This window comes from Acidovorax sp., assembly GCF_046291265.1.
Lineage (GTDB): Bacteria > Pseudomonadota > Gammaproteobacteria > Burkholderiales > Burkholderiaceae_C > Acidovorax.
Map to the genome: position 1 here is coordinate 1 of NZ_JBKBTV010000010.1, position 17,005 is coordinate 17,005.

The 17,005-nt window shown below is 61.2% G+C and carries 15 protein-coding genes and 1 tRNA gene; 3 read left to right on the forward strand and 13 right to left on the reverse strand.

Features of this window, described 5'->3' with window-relative positions; all coding sequences use genetic code 11:
- Both odhB and ACK41V_RS05765 read right to left on the reverse strand, forming a co-directional pair.
- On the reverse strand, window positions 1-1,229 hold a 1,229-nt coding region (gene odhB / locus ACK41V_RS05760; protein ID WP_409779094.1), incomplete at its 3' end, for a 2-oxoglutarate dehydrogenase complex dihydrolipoyllysine-residue succinyltransferase.
- Between the two features lie 55 nt (window positions 1,230-1,284).
- Complete coding sequence (locus tag ACK41V_RS05765) at window positions 1,285-4,164, reverse strand: 2-oxoglutarate dehydrogenase E1 component (protein WP_409779096.1); 2,880 nt, start codon at window positions 4,162-4,164, stop codon at window positions 1,285-1,287.
- Between the two features lie 244 nt (window positions 4,165-4,408).
- Here ACK41V_RS05765 and ACK41V_RS05770 point away from each other — a divergent pair, with 244 nt between their 5' ends.
- Complete coding sequence (locus ACK41V_RS05770; protein ID WP_409779099.1) at window positions 4,409-5,470, forward strand: AI-2E family transporter; 1,062 nt, start codon at window positions 4,409-4,411, stop codon at window positions 5,468-5,470.
- Window positions 5,471-5,594: 124 nt separating this feature from the next.
- Here ACK41V_RS05770 and ACK41V_RS05775 read toward each other — a convergent pair.
- The 5 genes from ACK41V_RS05775 to tolB all read right to left on the reverse strand — a co-directional run bounded on the left by ACK41V_RS05775 (window position 5,595) and on the right by tolB (window position 9,240).
- Window positions 5,595-5,670, reverse strand: a tRNA-Lys gene (locus ACK41V_RS05775).
- Window positions 5,671-5,710: 40 nt separating this feature from the next.
- A complete protein-coding gene (locus ACK41V_RS05780; RefSeq protein ID WP_409779102.1) occupies window positions 5,711-6,538 on the reverse strand; it encodes a ThiF family adenylyltransferase in 828 nt (275 codons plus the stop codon).
- A gap of 4 nt (window positions 6,539-6,542) precedes the next feature.
- The gene (gene ybgF / locus ACK41V_RS05785; protein WP_409779105.1) at window positions 6,543-7,334 is read right to left on the reverse strand and encodes a tol-pal system protein YbgF; all 792 of its coding nucleotides are present in this window, start codon (window positions 7,332-7,334) and stop codon (window positions 6,543-6,545) included.
- Window positions 7,334-7,876 (reverse strand): peptidoglycan-associated lipoprotein Pal, encoded by a 543-nt coding sequence (gene pal, locus ACK41V_RS05790; RefSeq protein WP_409779108.1) that lies wholly within the window; start codon window positions 7,874-7,876, stop codon window positions 7,334-7,336. Before pal ends, ybgF begins: the two co-directional genes overlap by 1 nt.
- A gap of 44 nt (window positions 7,877-7,920) precedes the next feature.
- A complete protein-coding gene (gene tolB / locus ACK41V_RS05795) occupies window positions 7,921-9,240 on the reverse strand; it encodes a Tol-Pal system beta propeller repeat protein TolB (RefSeq protein ID WP_409779110.1) in 1,320 nt (439 codons plus the stop codon).
- A gap of 119 nt (window positions 9,241-9,359) precedes the next feature.
- On the opposite strand from tolB, the gene msbA reads away from it, so the two are divergent.
- Window positions 9,360-11,180: a lipid A export permease/ATP-binding protein MsbA gene (msbA, locus tag ACK41V_RS05800; protein WP_409779113.1), complete on the forward strand. Its 1,821-nt coding sequence runs from the start codon at window positions 9,360-9,362 to the stop codon at window positions 11,178-11,180.
- 35 nt (window positions 11,181-11,215) lie between these two features.
- Here msbA and ACK41V_RS05805 read toward each other — a convergent pair whose 3' ends face one another.
- The 6 genes from ACK41V_RS05805 to mltG all read right to left on the reverse strand — a co-directional run bounded on the left by ACK41V_RS05805 (window position 11,216) and on the right by mltG (window position 15,912).
- Window positions 11,216-11,905, reverse strand: coding sequence for an ankyrin repeat domain-containing protein (locus ACK41V_RS05805; protein WP_409779115.1), 690 nt, complete (start codon window positions 11,903-11,905; stop codon window positions 11,216-11,218).
- Window positions 11,902-12,708, reverse strand: coding sequence for a TatD family hydrolase (locus ACK41V_RS05810; protein WP_409779118.1), 807 nt, complete (start codon window positions 12,706-12,708; stop codon window positions 11,902-11,904). Before ACK41V_RS05810 ends, ACK41V_RS05805 begins: the two co-directional genes overlap by 4 nt.
- A gap of 60 nt (window positions 12,709-12,768) precedes the next feature.
- Window positions 12,769-13,128 (reverse strand): PilZ domain-containing protein, encoded by a 360-nt coding sequence (locus ACK41V_RS05815; RefSeq protein ID WP_409779121.1) that lies wholly within the window; start codon window positions 13,126-13,128, stop codon window positions 12,769-12,771.
- A 17-nt stretch (window positions 13,129-13,145) separates the two neighbouring features.
- Window positions 13,146-14,165: a DNA polymerase III subunit delta' gene (locus ACK41V_RS05820; RefSeq protein ID WP_409779124.1), complete on the reverse strand. Its 1,020-nt coding sequence runs from the start codon at window positions 14,163-14,165 to the stop codon at window positions 13,146-13,148.
- Window positions 14,162-14,839 carry a dTMP kinase gene (tmk, locus tag ACK41V_RS05825; RefSeq protein WP_409779127.1) on the reverse strand — a complete coding sequence of 226 codons (678 nt, stop codon included), beginning with the start codon at window positions 14,837-14,839 and terminating at the stop codon, window positions 14,162-14,164. Before tmk ends, ACK41V_RS05820 begins: the two co-directional genes overlap by 4 nt.
- Before the next feature lie 89 nt (window positions 14,840-14,928).
- Window positions 14,929-15,912, reverse strand: a complete 984-nt coding sequence (mltG, locus tag ACK41V_RS05830) for an endolytic transglycosylase MltG (protein WP_409779130.1) — start codon at window positions 15,910-15,912, stop codon at window positions 14,929-14,931.
- A 45-nt stretch (window positions 15,913-15,957) separates the two neighbouring features.
- Between mltG and ACK41V_RS05835 the strand changes: the two genes are divergently transcribed.
- Entirely contained in the window at window positions 15,958-16,875 is a 918-nt protein-coding gene (locus ACK41V_RS05835) for a YgfZ/GcvT domain-containing protein (protein ID WP_409779133.1), read from the forward strand.
- Window positions 16,876-17,005: the final 130 nt, after the last annotated feature.

Consider the following 17,005-nt stretch of genomic DNA (forward strand, 5'->3'; position numbering starts at 1 on the left):
ATCGCCACCAGGCCCAACACGGCTTCGCGGCCATCGATGATGCGGTGGTCGTAAGACATCGCCAGGTAGTTCATGGGTCGAACGACGACCTGGCCGTTTTCGACCACAGCGCGGTCCTTGGTCGCGTGCACGCCCAAAATGGCGGACTGGGGCGGGTTAATGATGGGGGTGGACATCATCGAACCGAACGTTCCGCCGTTGGAGATGGAGAAGGTGCCGCCGGTCATTTCTTCAATGCCCAGCTTGCCTTCGGCGGCCTTCTTGCCGAATTCAGCAATTTTCTTCTCGATGTCGGCAAAGCTCATCTGGTCTGCATTGCGCAGGATGGGCACCACCAAGCCGCGGGGCGAACCCACGGCAATACCGATGTCAAAGAAGCCGTGGTAGACGATGTCGTTGCCATCCACCGAAGCGTTGAGCACCGGGTACTTTTTCAGGGCATGCACGGCGGCCTTCACGAAGAAGCTCATGAAGCCGATCTTCACGCCGTGTTCCTTGGTGAACGCGTCCTGGAACTTCTTGCGCATGTCCATCACCGGGGCCATGTTCACTTCGTTGAACGTGGTCAGGATGGCGTTGGTGGATTGCGATTGCAGCAGGCGCTCGGCCACGCGGGCACGCAGGCGGCTCATGGGCACGCGCTGCTCGGGACGACCGCTCAGGTCCTCTTTGCCTGCGGGTGCTGCCACTTGCGGCAGCGTCTTGGTGGGCACGCCCGTAGGGATGGCGCTAGGCGCCGCAATGGCGGCCTTGGCGGCACCACCGGCGACTGCGCTGAGCACGTCACCCTTGGTCACGCGGCCATCCTTGCCCGTGCCAGCCACAGCCGACGCAGACAGGTTGTTTTCGGCCAGCAACTTGGCGGCTGCTGGCATGGCCACGTCGCCCTTGGAACCACCGGCAGCCGCCGGTGCGGCTGCAGGAGCCGATGCCGTGACAGCAGCAGGTGCTGCGGCAGCGGCAGCAGGCGCAGCCGCGCCAGCCTTGCCTTCGGTATCAATCTTGGCGATGAGCTGCTCAGCCACCACCGTGGCACCGTCCGCTTGGATGATTTCTGTCAGCACGCCCGCTGCCGGTGCGGGCACTTCCAGCACCACCTTGTCGGTTTCGATCTCAATCAGGATCTCATCGATTGCCACTGTCTCGCCGGCCTTTTTCTTCCACGTCAGCATGGTGGCTTCCGCCACGGATTCGGACAGCTGGGGGACTTTGACTTCTACGATAGCCATATCAATTCTTTCGGAATGGGTTTTGTTCTGTTCTGTTTTCGGGGTGCAACTGGCCTTACTTGGTCAGGACAAAACCCTTGAGCTTGGCAAACGCGCCGTCCACCAGCGCCTTTTGCTGTTCTTGGTGCAGGTGCGAGTAGCCGACGGCGGGCGATGCCGACGCCGCACGGCCGGAGTAGCCCAGCTTCTGGCCATCGAGCATGTTCTCGTGGATGTAGTGCTGAACGAAGAACCAGGCGCCCTGGTTCTGTGGCTCGTCCTGGCACCACACGATGTCCGTGGCGTTCGGGTACTTCTTGAGCTCGGCTGCAAACGCCTTGTGCGGGAAGGGGTAGAGCTGTTCGACGCGCAGAATGACGACGTCCTCGTCTTCACGCTCAGTGCGCTTCTTCACCAGGTCGTAGTACACCTTGCCCGAGCAGGCGATCACACGCTTGACCTTGGCTGCTTTCTTGACAATTGCCTCGTTCTGCTCCGGGATCACCGTCTGGAAGCTGCCCTTGGTGAACTCGGACAACGGAGACGTTGCATCCTTGTTACGCAGCAGCGACTTGGGCGTCATGATGATCAGCGGCTTGCGCAGATCGCGCACCATCTGGCGGCGCAACACGTGGAAGATCTGGCTGGCCGTGGTGGGCTGCACCACTTGCATGTTGGCGTCGGCCGACAGCTGCATGAAACGCTCCAGGCGGGCCGAGCTGTGCTCCGGGCCCTGGCCTTCGTAGCCGTGCGGCAGCATCAGCGTGATGCCGTTGACGCGGCCCCACTTCACTTCACCCGACGCGATGAACTGGTCGATCACGACCTGAGCGCCGTTGGCAAAGTCGCCAAACTGGGCTTCCCAGACCACCAGGGTGTTGGGATCGTTGGAAGCGTAGCCGTACTCAAAGCCCAGCACAGCTTCTTCGGACAGGATGGAGTCAATGACGACAAACGGGGCCTGGTTCTCGGCCACATTCTGCAAAGGCACATAGGTGCCGATGTCCCACTTCTCGCGCTTTTGGTCATGAATGACCGAGTGGCGGTGCGTGAACGTGCCACGGCCACAGTCTTCGCCCGACAGACGCACCGGGTAGCCGCTGGCCACCAGCGAGGCGAACGCCATGTGCTCACCCATGCCCCAGTCCACCGGCGTGTCGCCGCGGCCCATGGCTGCGCGGTCGTCGTACACCTTCTTGACCAGTTGGTGAGGAGTCACGCTTTCTGGGATGGTCGTGATCTTTTCGGCCAGACGCTTCCACTCGGCCAACGGGATGGCTGTGTCACCTGCGTCGGTCCACTTCTTGCCCAGGAACGGGCTCCAGTCGACGGCGTACTTGCTCTTGAAGTTGGTCAACACAGGGTCGACCGTGTGCTTGCCAGCGTCCATGGCGGCGCGGTAGGCCTTGGCCATGTCGTCGCCCAAGGTTTCGCCCATGCCCTGCGCCGCCAGCTTGTCGGCATACAGCTTGCGCGTGCCGGGGTGCTGGCCGATTTTCTTGTACATCAGTGGCTGGGTGAGAGCAGGCGTGTCTTGCTCGTTGTGGCCCAGCTTGCGGAAGCAGATGATGTCCACTACCACGTCCTTGGCGAATTCCATGCGGAACTCCAGGGCGAGCTGGGTGGCCAGAACCACAGCTTCTGGGTCATCACCGTTCACGTGCAGCACGGGCGATTCGATCATCTTGACGATGTCGGTGCAGTACAACGTGGAACGCGTGTCGCGAGGATCGGATGTGGTGAAACCGATCTGGTTGTTGATGATGATGTGCACCGTGCCACCCGTGGAGTACCCACGGGTCTGGGCCAGCGCCAGGGTTTCCTGGTTCACACCCTGGCCAGCAAAGGCCGCATCGCCGTGCACCAGCACAGGCAGCACCTGTTTGCCGAGCGGGTCAGCGCGGCGGTCCATACGGGCACGCACCGAGCCTTCAACCACTGGATTCACGATTTCGAGATGGGACGGGTTGAACGCCAGCGACAGGTGAACCGGTCCGCCAGGGGTGGTCACGTCGGAGCTGAAGCCTTGGTGGTACTTCACGTCGCCGGATGGGAGGTCTTCAGGCGCGGTGTGGTCGAACTCTGCGAACAGGTCCTTGGGCATCTTGCCCATGGAGTTCACCAACACGTTCAGGCGGCCACGGTGGGCCATGCCGATCACGATTTCCTGGACACCCTTGGCGCCAGCGGACTGGATCAACTCGTCCATCGCGGCGATAAAGCTTTCACCCCCTTCAAGGGAGAAACGCTTTTGGCCGACGTACTTGGTGTGCAGAAAACGCTCCAAGCCTTCAGCAGCCGTCAGGCGATCCAGAATCTGCTTTTTCTTTTCTACGCCAAAGCTGGGCTTGCTGCGGATCTTTTCCAGCTTTTCCTGCCACCAGCGTTTCTGGTTCTGGTCGGTGGCGTACATGTACTCGGCACCAATAGAGCCGCAGTAGGTTTCGCGCAGCGCATTGATCAGCTCGCGCAGCGGCATCGATTCTTTGCCGAAGAACGTGTTGCTGGTGTTGAACACGGTTTCCTGGTCAGCATCGCTGAAACCATAGAAAGAGGGTTCGAGTTCAGGAATCGCTGGGCGCTCGGTGCGCTTCAGCGGATCGAGATCGGCCCAGCGTTGACCAACGTTGCGGTAAGCGGCGATCAGTTGCTGAACGGCGGTGCGCTTGCGGCCCAGTTCAGAGTCGGCACCCGTAGCAACCACGACCTTGGTGCCACCTTGTTTTGCACGCTCGGCAAAAGCATTGATGACTGGCAGGTGGGGGACATCCTTGGCATTGGAGCCATCGACGGCAGGCACATGCTGCAACGCGTCAAAATACTCGCGCCAGTTGTCAGGCACGCTGCCGGGGTTTTCGAGGTAGTTCTCGTACATCTCTTCGACATAGGGCGCATTGCCGCCGAAGAGGTAGGTGTTGCCTTGGTAGGCTTGATAGACGGATGTCGTATCGCTCATATTCCGCTGACCTCCGCTTTCCTTGGGAAAGCATTAGTTGGTTGAGAAACCTTCCGCGGCACGGCTGAACCGGTTGGCGGATGCGACTGTGGCTAGGGAAGGGCCTTGGTACGGGCGCCATTGTGCCACTGAACGGGAGTGCGCCCAACCATGGTGGTTTCGCGCATCAAACAAACGCACCCAAAACTGCGGCCTGCGGCGGGCGCTCGCGTACATTCCGGGTATTCGATTGCTTGACCCAAACATGACACCTTCGACCCTCCAAAACAAAACTTTCCTGCTCCTGCTGATCGTGGTCACCGTCGCTTTCGGTGCCATCCTGTGGGAGTTTCATGGCGCAGTGTTCTGGGGCGTGATCCTTGCCATCCTGTTTGCCCCATTGCACCGCAAGCTCCTGCGGCGGATGCCCCAAAAGAAGAATCTGGCCGCGCTGTGCACCTTAGGCCTGTGTCTGGTCGTTGTCATCTTGCCCATGACGGCCATCACCATATCGTTGATTCAGGAAGCAACGGTGATCTACGAACGGGTCAGGTCAGGGCAACTGAACTTCGGCCTCTACCTTCAGCAAGTGATCGCCGCGCTGCCGGAATGGGCAGCCAACTTGCTAGACCGACTGAATCTGACCACGGTCGCAGAGTTGCAGCAGAAATTTTCTTCCGTGGCTGTACAAGCCAGCCAGGTTGTGGCAACACAAGCACTCAGCATTGGTCAGAACACGCTGCAGTTTGTGGTGAGCTTCGGCATCATGCTGTACCTGCTGTTTTTTCTGCTGCGAGACGGGTCACGCCTCGCGCTACGGATCGGCCAGGCAACCCCCCTGGACGATGCGCACAAGCGGCAACTGATCAGCAAGTTCACCACCGTCATTCGCGCTACGGTGAAGGGCAACATCGTGGTCGCCGCGTCCCAAGGTGCGCTGGGCGGCATGATTTTTTGGATCCTGGGGATTCAGGGGCCGGTCCTTTGGGGCGTACTGATGGCTTTTCTGTCGCTCCTGCCCGCAGTGGGTGCAGGTCTGATCTGGGTACCCGTGGCTATCTACTTTCTGGCCACGGGCGCTGTGTGGCAAGCGGTTGTTCTCACCGCCTTTGGCATCTTCGTTATCGGGCTTGTGGACAACGTGCTACGCCCAATTTTGGTGGGCAAAGACACCAAAATGCCGGATTACGTGGTGCTGATCTCCACGCTGGGCGGCATGTCCATGTTCGGGCTTACCGGCTTCGTCATAGGCCCTGTGATCGCCGCACTGTTCATTGCCTGCTGGGATCTTTTCGCACCCAGCCATGTAGATACGCCGACGACGTGATCCGTGATGGTGGCAAGCCACCATCATCTGACGCACCGAAGGGGCAGGTGATAGATAAGATTCCAGAAAGACAAAGGCCTCCGCGAGGAGGCCTTTGAAATCAAGCGGTGAGCTTTGAAAAGAGTGGTGGGACGTGCGGGGGTCGAACCCACGACAAACGGATTAAAAGTCCGCTGCTCTACCAACTGAGCTAACGTCCCACATTTGAAACTATCTTATCGATAGCTGCAAAGCCTTAGATTATAGCGTTATTTTTGATGACTTTTGAGAAGTCGTGGCGAGTTTGTCGAGGACCCAGCCAGCAGCGCACTGGCCAAAGGTTGCCGTGACAGCAACCACTGAGCCATAGCCGTGGCAGTTCAGTGATCCATCTCCATCGATGTTGCATGACGCATCTGGCTGCGCCACCGCTTCACGACTGAAGACGCAGACCACGCCGATTTTCTTGCCCTCGCGCGGTGCTTGGTGGAATTTGCGCAGGCGGTAGCGCAACTGGGCCAGCAGCGGATCATGGGTGGTATTGGCCAGGTCATCGATGTCAACTTTGTGCGCGTATCGCTTGCCACCCGCGGCACCCACGGCAATGTGCACAACGTCGGTGTCTTTTGCCCACTGAGCCAAGGCAGTTTTTGCTTTTACTTGATCACAGGCATCGATAAGGGCATCCACAGTGCCGTGCGGAAGCAAACCTGGCCAGTTATTCGCGTCCACAAATTCGTCCACACATTGCACGACACAATCCGGGTGAATTTGGGCAATACGATCCCGCATGGCCAGCACCTTGGCTTGGCCTACGGTGGACGTCAAAGCGTGAATCTGGCGATTGATGTTGGATTCCGCCACATGGTCAAGATCAATCAGCGTGATGCGACCCACCCCACTTCGCGCCAACGCTTCGGCAGCCCATGACCCTACGCCACCGATACCAACCACGACGACATGGGCGTTTCGAATCCTTGCAGCGCCCGCCACTCCGTAAAGGCGCTCCAGCCCCCCGAAGCGGCGCTGCACCGTACTTTCGGACGCGGCTTCGGCCACAAGGGCCCGCACGGGTTCCTCAGCCGACATCACTTCACTTCAATCGTGAAAGACGTTCTTTGGCGGCCACGGCCGCTTCTGATTGCGGATATGCGCGCACCAAGTCTTCAAGCGTTTTGCGCGCTGTGCGCGTGTCTTTGAGTTCGACCTGGCAATTGGCAATGGACAAAGCCGCTTCAGGGGCCCGTGCGTGGGCCGGTGCCTCCGACAACATCAGTTTGAAGTTGGTGATGGCTTCTTTGTACTCACGGCCAGCGTACTGGGCATTGCCAAGCCAAAACCTTGCAGAGGGTGTAAAGCCGCTGCGCGGGTATTGCTTGACGAACGCACCAAAGGCGGCGCCAGCTTCTGAGAATTTGCCCGAACGAAACACCGCCAGCGCGGCTTCAAAGTCACGTTTTTCGGCTGGGTCGGCCTGAAACTCTTGGCCATCCAACGTCACTTTGACGGGTTCGAATTGGCGCAAGCGCTCGTCCACCCCCTGTGCAATGTCCTTCTGGCGGCGCTGCAAGTCCGCGGCGTCCCGAAGCAGCTGCTCGTTCTGACCACGCAGCTTCGCCTGATCCACACGCAGGGTTTCAATTTGGGTCTGCAAGTCCAGCAGACTCCTGCGCAATTGGCTGTTTTCCTCCCCCAGCTTGCGCAGCTCTTCAGCGGATCTCTGCCCCGATTGCTGCAAACCATCTACCCGTTGGCGCATCTCAATGATCGCGCGCCGCGCCTCACTGTCTTCAAACAATGCGGCGTGGCTGACGGACATGGTCAGCACAGACAATGCCAACGCAGCCAAAGTACGTTGCGGCAGGTGCAAAAGTCGTTGCTGCATCAGCGGTAGGAGAGTTCTACACGGCGATTTTGCGCGTGTACGTCTTCAGTGCCACCTTGAGCTGCTGGCTTTTCCTTGCCAAAGCTCACGGCTTCCATCTGGCCGTCCTGAACGCCCAGGAGCCCAAGCGAGCGGCGCACGGCTTCGGCGCGCTTCTGACCCAGCGCCAGGTTGTATTCGCGGCCACCGCGTTCGTCGGTGTGACCTTCAATCATGACCTTGCGGCCCTGACCCGTTTTGATAAAGCGCGAATGGGCTTCGATGAGGGACTGAAACTCAGGCTTGATGACATAGCTGTCGTAGTCAAAGTACACGATGCGACTGACTCCCACCGGGCCCGCAGCGTCACGGCCGGACTGATTCAGGTCCACACCCGCCACACCACTCTGGCCTGTGCTGCCAGAATTTGCACCGGTGTTTGCACCACCCATGGTGGAGGTGGCGGTTTTGTCTTCCACCGGCACGTCGTCCAGCTTGACGCCGGAACTACATCCAGCGACAAGTGCCAAGACGGTAAGGGCAAAAGTTACGCGTTTGATCATCCAAAAATCTCCTGAAAACTTGGTAATTGAAATGGAGTGAAGGTTCACTGCTTTTGAAACGGACCCCAATCCGGTTCGCGAATGTCTCCCGCCTGTCCCGCAAGGCGGGCCTTTATTTTTCCATCCAAGGTCGTGGTCATCAGCGATTCACGGCCTTGTTGTTGGGTGGCGTATACGATGAGTTTGCTGTTGGGTGCAAAACTGGGGTTTTCATCCGCGGTGGAGTCTGTGACCGCATTCACCGTGCCGGAGGACAGGTCCATCACATGCAACTTGAAAGCTCCGCCCACCCGCGAAATATACGCAAGCCAGCGGCCGTCCGGGCTGACACTGGGCGAGATGTTGTAGCTGCCCGTGAACGTCACGCGTTCGGCATTGCCACCGGAGGCGCTGACTTTGTAGATCTGCGGCGCACCGCCCCGATCGCTCACAAAATAGATAGATCGGCCGTCGCCAGAAAAAGCTGGCTCGGTATCGATACCAGCGCTTTGCATCAGTCGCCGGGGTTCCCCACCGTTTGCGTCAATCATGTACAGCTGCGAACCACCGTCCCGGCTCAGTGTCACGGCCAATGAACGGCCATCAGGCGCCCACGCTGGCGCGCTGTTGGAGCCGCGGAAGTTCGCAATCAAGCGCCGGCGACCCGATGCTACGTCGTGAACGTAGACAACGGGTTTGCGGGACTCAAATGACACGTAAGCCAATTGCCCGCCATTGGGCGACCATGCGGGCGAAATGATGGGTTCGGGGCTGGACAGCGCTGACTGGGCGTTTTCGCCGTCCGAATCTGCGACCCAAAGGCTGTAACGGGGCCCGGTTTTGGTGACGTAAGCGATGCGTGTGGAAAACACGCCGCGCTCGCCTGTTAGCTTTTCATAGATGAAATCTGCGATCCGGTGAGACACCAAGCGGAGATCACCCTGGGTGACCACGAAGCTCTGACCACCAAGGTCTTGCCCCTTCACCACATCCCACAACCGGAAGCGGACGTCAAACCGGCCATCTGCCAAGCGCGTGATGCTGCCGGTCGCCAAAGACTCTGCATTCCGCTGCTTCCACAGGGCGACATCCGGACGCGAGGTTTCATCCAGCGCGACTCCGGATGCATCCACCGCGGAAAACTGCCCGCTGCGTTCAAGGTCGGCTTGAACAATGGCCGAAATCTTTTGGGGGGCCTGCGCCTCTGCCCGAAAGGGGGCGATGGCGATAGGTCGTTGCTTCAAGCCCACGCCCACCACCTCGACGCGGAACTGGGCCAGCACAGGCAAAGAAGGGGTGGCAATAAGCGCGGCCAGCACATGGCGGCGAAGCGGGTGCAGCGAAGCCGCAGGAGAGGAATTTGAGGAGTTGCGATCAGTGGTCATTGGCAGCCAGCATTAGCTGAACAGGGGCCGAAGGGCAAACCCGAATGTTACACACAGCGGAAGACCCCCTGTGACAAACTGTGCAGGCAAAAGTTTCACGCCCGTAAAATCGCGGCCACATGCAAGCTACCGACACGGGCGCCAAGCCCTCTCCTGCCTCCGCCCCCTCGTCCAGCCTGACTGCGCGCCTGAGGCGGCTCTCTGTCTACTTTGGCAACCAGAGAATGGCGTGGAGTCTGGCGGTTGTTGCCACCCTTGTTGGCGCAATCACAGAGCCGCTGATTCCAGCGCTGCTGCAACCCTTGCTGGACAAGGGGTTTACCCAAGGAACCTTGCCACTGTGGGCTGTACCTCTGGCGATCTTGGGCGTTTTTTTTGTGCGCGGGATAGCGCAGTTTGTCGGGCAATACGCACTTGCACGAATCGCCAACGAAGGCATGTTGGCGCTCCGGAAAGCGCTGTTTGAACGCGTGTTGGCCGCAGAGATGGGGTTGTTCGCGCGGCAGTCTGCCAGTGCCTTGTCAAACACGGTGGTGTATGAAGTTCAGACGGGCGCTACGCTGCTTGTGCAAGCCCTGCTGGGCCTGTCGCGCGACGGTTTTACGCTGGTGGCGCTGCTTGTTTACTTGCTCTATCTCAACTGGCAGCTCACGCTGATCGTGGCCGTGGTCGTGCCCGGTGTGGCCTGGATCATGAAGACGCTGTCGCGTCGTCTTTACCACCTCACCAAAAGCAGCCAGCAAGCCACCGACGAACTCGCCTACGTGGTGGAAGAAAACGTGTTGGCCCATCGCATGGTGCGCCTGCACGGCGCGCAGGCGGGCCAGGCACAACGGTTTGCGGGCCTAAGCCACAGCCTGCGGGGGCTGGCCATCAAATCCACCATCGCCTCTGCGGCCATGACGCCATTGACCCAGTTGCTTGCAGCGGCTGCGCTGTCGGTCGTGATCTGCATTGCTCTGTGGCAAAGCCGCGGTGCGGTGGACACCAAAGACGTCACCGTGGGCGGATTCGTTTCGTTCATTACCGCCATGCTGATGCTGATCGCGCCCATACGGCGCCTGGCTGACGTGGCCAGTCCCATCACGCGCGGCGTGGCCGCGCTGGAGCGGGGCCTGGGCCTCCTGGGCGACACTGGCGCCGAAACCGGCGGACAACACCGTGCTGACCGTGTGAAGGGCGCGCTCATGCTCGATAACGTGACGGTGTCCTTTGGGCCCGACCACGCGCCTGCGCTGGACCGTGTGAGCCTGCGCGTAGAACCCGGCGAGATTGTTGCGCTGGTGGGCCCGTCCGGCGCGGGCAAGACCACACTGGTCAACCTGTTGCCACGATTTGCACTGCCCGCGTCGGGCCAGATTCAGGTGGATGGACACGCCCTCCCGGACTGGGACCTGGGTTCACTGCGTTCGCAGTTCGCCATGGTCAGCCAGGACGTGGTGATGTTCAACGACACCATTGCTGCCAATGTGGCACTGGGCCACGCCGTAGATGAAAAACGGGTGAACGAATGTCTGGTGGCCGCCAACCTGGCAGAGCATGTGGCAGCCCTTCCGCAGGGCATCCACACTGTGGTGGGGCACAACGCCACGCAGCTATCCGGCGGGCAGCGCCAACGGCTGGCGATTGCGCGCGCTCTCTACAAAGACGCCCCCATACTGATTCTCGACGAGGCCACGTCGGCACTGGACACAGAGTCAGAACGGCTGGTGCAAGAAGCGCTGCAGCGGTTGATGCAGGGGCGCACCACCCTGGTCATTGCCCACCGCCTCTCTACCATCGAACATGCCGATCGGGTGGTTGTCATGGAGCGCGGGCGCATCGCCGAACAGGGCACCCACGACGAACTGATGGCAAGCGGAGGTCTGTATGCACGCCTGCAATCGCGGCCCCCATCCGCCGCCGACGAACTACCCGAAGGCCAGGGGCGCAGCCAGTAACAGCCCAAATTGCCCCATCGGGGCAAAACACTTTTTTACCACTTGCCCCGGTTGGGCTGTCGGCGCCGGATAGCGGTGGCAATTTTTTCGGCCGATTCGGTGCGGCCCACACGCATTGCGAAATCGGTTGCTGCAAGGCCCAACCGGTTCTTGAGCGTTGGATCGGCGCCCTCTTCCAGCAACAGTTGCACTGCTTCGGTCGAGCCGTAATGTGCGGCCATCATCAAGGGGGTGGTGCCGTTGGGCGACGCTGCATCGATGTAGGCGTGACGCTCCAGCAGCAGCGAGATGATCTGCGCGTGCTGGGGCGACCCCGCCGATGCCGCGTAGTGCAAGGGAGCCCAGCCCGTCTTGTTGACATCGGCATCGCGCGCCAGCAGGGCCTTGACCGCATCCACATTGCCTTTGAGCGCAGCCATCATCAACGGGCTCTCGTCTTGGGCATTGCGCGCTTCCACGTTGACCTGCCGCGCCGCCATCAGCGCAGCGAACGCTTTGAGCGATCCGTTTTGCAACGAAATCGTGAGCCCCACCTGTCCATTCGGGTCGCCCGTGTTCGGATCGAACCCGCGGCGCAACAACGTGGTGATGGCGTCCCCGTCATCGCGCTGAATGGCGATAAAAAAATCCTCATAGGCTCCCGCGTTGGCGGGCAATGAAACAAGCGCCCCGCAAGCCGCTAGCGCGAGGGCTGCCAATGTGGCGCGGCGATCCAAGATAGTCATACCGTCACTCCCTTGAATAGGATGTCGAAATTGTGGCTGGTGGCGGCCGCCACCGATTCGAGTGCAATGCCTTTGGTCTCGGCAACCTGCCGGGCCACATACGGCACGTACGATGGATTGTTGGTTTTGCCGCGGTACGGCACGGGCGCCAGATAAGGGCTGTCGGTTTCAATCAGCATGCGGTCGAGCGGCACAAACGCCACCACATCACGCAACTCTTGCGCACTCTTGAAGGTCACGATGCCTGAGAACGAGATGTAGTAGCCCAGGTCCAGCGCAGCGCGAGCCACCACCATGGATTCTGTGAAGCAGTGGAACACGCCGCCCGCCCGGTTGCCCGCGCCGTCCTCGCCCTCTTCCTGCAAGATCGCCAAGGTGTCCTCTGACGCACTGCGGGTATGAATGACCAACGGTTTTTCGCACGCACGGGCCGCGCGGATGTGGTTGCGAAAGCGGTCGCGTTGCCACTCCAGATCCGCAACGCTGCGGCCACCCTTGCGGTCTTCCATGCCGTAGTAGTCCAAACCCGTTTCACCAATGGCAACCACCCGTGGCAAGGCCGCACGGGTCAGCAAGTCGTCCACCGTGGGCTCGGTCACTCCTTCGTTGTCGGGGTGCACGCCCACCGTGCTCCAAAAATTGTCATGGGCCATGGCCAGGCCATGGACTCCCTCGAACTCTTCCAGAGTGGTGCAAATGCACAGAGCGCGGGTAACCTGCGCCTCGGCCATGGCTTGGCGGATGGCGGGCAACTGGCTCACCAGCTCTGGAAAGTTGAGGTGGCAGTGCGAATCAGTGAACATGTGGTTTCAAAATAAAAAAGCCGACCCGCGAGCGCAGGTCGGCACAAGCAAAGGCCGGGCTCAGATGGTCTGGGTCGGGCGGTCAGAACCCAGGGCCGTGCCCAGCAATTCTTCGATCTTGACCTTGAGCTGGCGCGATTTCTCGTCTTTGGGGAACTGGATGCCAACCCCTTGCGTGCGATTGCCAGCCGCCCGCGCGGGTGTTACCCAAGCCACCCGGCCTGCAACGGGGTAGCGTTGCGTGTCGTCTGGCAAGGTCAGCAACACGTAAACATCATCGCCCAGCTTGTAGTCGCGCTGCGTGGGTACAAAAATGCCCCCTTCGGCAAAAAAGGGAATGTAGGCCGCATACAAGGCGCCCTTTTCCTTGATGGCCAGCTGCATGACGCTGGGGCGGGGGGCGGTGGATGGACTGCTCATGGGTGGGAGTGGTGGCCTTAGTGTTTGGAGTGTAGGGTGTTTCGCGCCTGGGCGACAAGCGCCTCCAGCATGAGTCCGGCGTTGAACGGGTGATCGGCCGTGCGCGCGGCTTTGGTCAACGCGCGCGACCAGCGTGTCAACGCCCCCAGCGGCGGCGTTTTGGGCAGGTCTGCCAGGGCGAAGTACCGCGGGGCCGCGCCCACGCTGGCCGCAAGCAGGTCATGACACAGCTTTTGCAGCGCATCGATGACCTGGGCGGGGGCCCAGTCACCCAATGCCGTCACATCACCCCGCGCGACGGCTTGCGGCAGCGCGGCCCAGGCCTGGGGGCTGCGGCCCGAATGGGCAAGCGCCAGGGCATCGTCAGGCCGCCCTCCGGCAGCACGCAAAAACGATGCGGCAGCGTCGCGTGCAATGCCTTGCGACTGCATCCAGGCTTGCATCTCGGCATCGGCGGGCCACACCATGGTGTGACCGAGGCAGCGGCTGCGGATGGTGGGCAGTAACTGGTGGGCAGCTTCGCTGGCCAGCACAAACCGCACATCGCCAGGCGGCTCCTCCAGTGTTTTGAGCAGTGCATTGGCCGTGATGTGGTTCATCTGCTCGGCCGGATACACCAGTACGGCCTTGCCGCGGCCCCGCCCCGAGGTACGTTGAGAGAACTCGACCGCGTCGCGCATCGCCTCCACCCGGATCTCGCGGCTGGGCTTGCGTTTTTTGTCGTCAATGTCCGCTTGCGCTTTTTCGGACAAAGGCCAGCCCAGCGCCATCATCTGCACTTCAGGCATCAGCACGCACAGATCAGCATGTGTGCGCACATCAATGGCGTGGCAGCTGCGGCAGTGGCCGCAGGCGCCGTGCTCGGTGGGTGCGTCACACAACCACGCGCGCACCAGCTCCAACCCCAGGCGGTACTGCCCCAGGCCGGACGGCCCCTGTAGCAACCACGCGTGGCCGCGCTGTGCCAGCAGGCTGGCGCGCTGGGCGGCCAACCAGGGCGCGAGGGCGGTGGTGCCTGCTTCTGCCGTTTCGGTCATTGCGGTCCTCCTTGGGACGCCACCATGATGGCCAGCCACCCCTTACGCACGAAGACGCTGGTCAGCTGCTGCCACACGCGGTGCCGGTCCTGAGCGGCGTCGAGCCGGGCAAATCGCTGGGGCGCAGCCAACGCGCGGTCTGCATAGCCCTGCGCCACGCGGCGGAAGAATTCCACCGGCTGGGCCTCAAACCGGTCAGGCACGCGCGCACCCGCCAGGCGCTGCGCTGCCACCTCGGGGGCCAGGTCAAACCACACCGTCAGATCAGGTTCACGCATCAAATCAGGGTCTAGCGCTAGTCCTGTCTGGGCGAGATGCTCCAAAGTTGATAGCACTTCAAGATCGAAGCCGCGCCCCGCGCCCTGGTACGCAAACGTTGCGTCGGTGAACCGGTCGCACAGCACCACATCTCCGCGCGCCAGCGCAGGCTCGATCACATTGCGCAGATGGTCACGCCGGGCGGCAAAAATCAGCAACGACTCGGTGAGCGCATCCATGGGGTCGTTTAACACCATCTCGCGCAGCTTTTCTGCCAGGGGCGTGCCACCGGGCTCGCGGCTCACGGTGACGGCACGGCCTTGCGCGCGAAACGCCGTCGCCAGTCCCTCGATGTGCGAGGACTTGCCTGCGCCGTCGATGCCTTCAAAGCTGATGAACAGACCGGGTCGTGACATGAAAACCTTGGGTTGATGCGGGTGGGTGTGCAGGCAATGACCCAATGGGCGCAGCAGACGACGCTATGGACGGCGTGTGCTGTGTGCCGTCATTGGCCCCGCTGGTAGCGGTTGACCGCGCGGTTGTGCTCTTCCAGCGACGCACTGAAATGGCTGGTGCCATCGCCCTTGGCCACAAAGTACAGGGCACGTGTGGCTTCTGGCTGCACGGCCGCCACAAGCGACGCCTTGCCCGGCATGGAAATCGGCGTGGGCGGCAAACCGCCGCGGGTGTAGGTGTTCCACGGCGTGTCGGTCTGCAGGTCGCGTCGGCGCAGATTGCCGTCAAACTTGTCGCCCAGGCCGTAAATCACGGTCGGGTCGGTCTGCAGCAGCATGCCGATGCGCAGGCGGTTGGCAAACACGCCGGCGATCTGTCCGCGGTCGCTGGCGCGGCCGGTTTCCTTTTCGACAATGCTGGCCAAGATCAGCGCTTCGTCGGCGGACTTGAGGGGCGTGTCTGCCGCGCGCTGCGCCCATGCAGCTTCCAGGCGGCGGTCCATCGAATGCAGTGCCCGGCGCAGCAGCGCGATGTCGCTGGAGCCTTTGGCGTAGGTATATGTGTCCGGGAAGAATCGCCCCTCCGGGTGCACGCCCGGCCTGCCCAGTTGCGCCATCAGCGCTTCATCGGTGAGGTTGGTGGAGTCGCGCTTGAGCTGATCTTCCTTCGCCAGCGCTTGCCGTACCTGGCGCCAGTTCCAGCCCTCCACCAGGGTGATGGCGCGCAGGCTTTCTTCACCGCGCACCAGTTTTTGCAGCAGGCTGCGGGGCGTGGTGCCGGGGGGGATTTCGTAGTTGCCCGCTTTGATGGCCCGGTCCTGCCCCGAGAAACGGAACCACGCATACAGCAGGCGCGCGTCGGTCTGCGCCCCGGCTGTCACCACGTCGCGGGCCACGCCGCGCGGCGTGGTGCCGGGCTCGATGGCCAGCTCCAGCGCGTCGCTACCCGCCACCATAGGCTGATGCAGCCACCAGAAGGCGGCGCCACCCGATGCAATCACCACCAACACGATCAAAACCAGTAAACGTCGCACAACCCTGCTGCCTGTATGAATGGGACCGGGCATCATAATTCAGCGATGACTTACCCCCTGAACGGCATTGCCCCCTTGTCCCATCTGGGCGTGATTCGCGTGGAAGGCGAAGACGCCGCCAAGTTTCTGCATGGCCAGCTCACCCAGGATTTCGCGCTGCTGGGTTTAGACCAGGCCCGTCTTTCTGCCTTTTTGTCCGCCAAAGGCCGCATGCAGGCCAGTTTCATTGGCTTCAAGCGCAGCCCCACCGAAATACTTTTGCTCTGCAGCCACGACCTGTTGCCCACCACGCTCAAACGCCTGTCGATGTTTGTGATGCGCAGCAAGGCCAAGTTGACCGATGCGACTGCCGACTTTGCGCTGTACGGTCTGGTCGGAGACGCTGTCACGGCCTTGACCAGTGGCCCGCAGTCGGCATGGAGCAAAGCTGACATCGGTACAGCCAGCGTGGTGCATCTATATCCGGCGGATGGTCAACCCCGCGCACTGTGGCTTGCCCCCGCGTCAGACCCCGCCCCCGCGGGCACGGCCATCGACCCGGCCCTTTGGTTGTGGAGCGAAGTGCGCAGTGGCGTGGCCACGCTGACCACCCCCGTTTTCGAATCTTTTGTCCCGCAGATGCTCAACTACGAATCTGTGGGTGGCGTGAACTTCAAGAAGGGCTGTTACCCCGGACAAGAGGTCGTTGCGCGCAGCCAGTTCCGCGGCACGCTCAAGCGCCGGGCCTACATTGCGCACGCCGCCGCCGACGTGGCGGTGGGCGCCGAAGTGTTTGCGGCCACCGACCTGGAGCAGCCTTGTGGCACCGTGGTGCAAGTCGCCCCTGCACCGGGCGGTGGGGTCGATGCCATCGTGTCTTTGCAGATTGCGTCGGCGACCCAGGGCGCGCTGCAAGTGGGCAATGCGGACGGCGTGCCGCTGACGCTGGCCCCCCTGCCCTACGAATTGCTCGCAGACATCTGATACATGAGGATGTAACGAGGTCGACTCAGTCACCGGCCCGCTGCAGCTCTCAAACGCTATCAATACAGGAGCTTGTAGCGCTTGAATCGAAAGGCTTTCAGATAGAAAACTATCTACAAACCTTTGGTAT

What these genes read in the sequence shown, in the direction of transcription:
- ACK41V_RS05765 (WP_409779096.1), bottom strand. Translation starts at nt 4,164, where the DNA reads ATGAGCGATACGACATCCGTCTATCAAGCCTACCAAGGCAACACCTAC.
- ACK41V_RS05770 (WP_409779099.1), top strand. Translation starts at nt 4,409, where the DNA reads ATGACACCTTCGACCCTCCAAAACAAAACTTTCCTGCTCCTGCTGATC.
- ACK41V_RS05780 (WP_409779102.1), bottom strand. Translation starts at nt 6,538, where the DNA reads ATGTCGGCTGAGGAACCCGTGCGGGCCCTTGTGGCCGAAGCCGCGTCC.
- ybgF (WP_409779105.1), bottom strand. Translation starts at nt 7,334, where the DNA reads ATGCAGCAACGACTTTTGCACCTGCCGCAACGTACTTTGGCTGCGTTG.
- pal (WP_409779108.1), bottom strand. Translation starts at nt 7,876, where the DNA reads ATGATCAAACGCGTAACTTTTGCCCTTACCGTCTTGGCACTTGTCGCT.
- tolB (WP_409779110.1), bottom strand. Translation starts at nt 9,240, where the DNA reads ATGACCACTGATCGCAACTCCTCAAATTCCTCTCCTGCGGCTTCGCTG.
- msbA (WP_409779113.1), top strand. Translation starts at nt 9,360, where the DNA reads ATGCAAGCTACCGACACGGGCGCCAAGCCCTCTCCTGCCTCCGCCCCC.
- ACK41V_RS05805 (WP_409779115.1), bottom strand. Translation starts at nt 11,905, where the DNA reads ATGACTATCTTGGATCGCCGCGCCACATTGGCAGCCCTCGCGCTAGCG.
- ACK41V_RS05810 (WP_409779118.1), bottom strand. Translation starts at nt 12,708, where the DNA reads ATGTTCACTGATTCGCACTGCCACCTCAACTTTCCAGAGCTGGTGAGC.
- ACK41V_RS05815 (WP_409779121.1), bottom strand. Translation starts at nt 13,128, where the DNA reads ATGAGCAGTCCATCCACCGCCCCCCGCCCCAGCGTCATGCAGCTGGCC.
- ACK41V_RS05820 (WP_409779124.1), bottom strand. Translation starts at nt 14,165, where the DNA reads ATGACCGAAACGGCAGAAGCAGGCACCACCGCCCTCGCGCCCTGGTTG.
- tmk (WP_409779127.1), bottom strand. Translation starts at nt 14,839, where the DNA reads ATGTCACGACCCGGTCTGTTCATCAGCTTTGAAGGCATCGACGGCGCA.
- ACK41V_RS05835 (WP_409779133.1), top strand. Translation starts at nt 15,958, where the DNA reads ATGACTTACCCCCTGAACGGCATTGCCCCCTTGTCCCATCTGGGCGTG.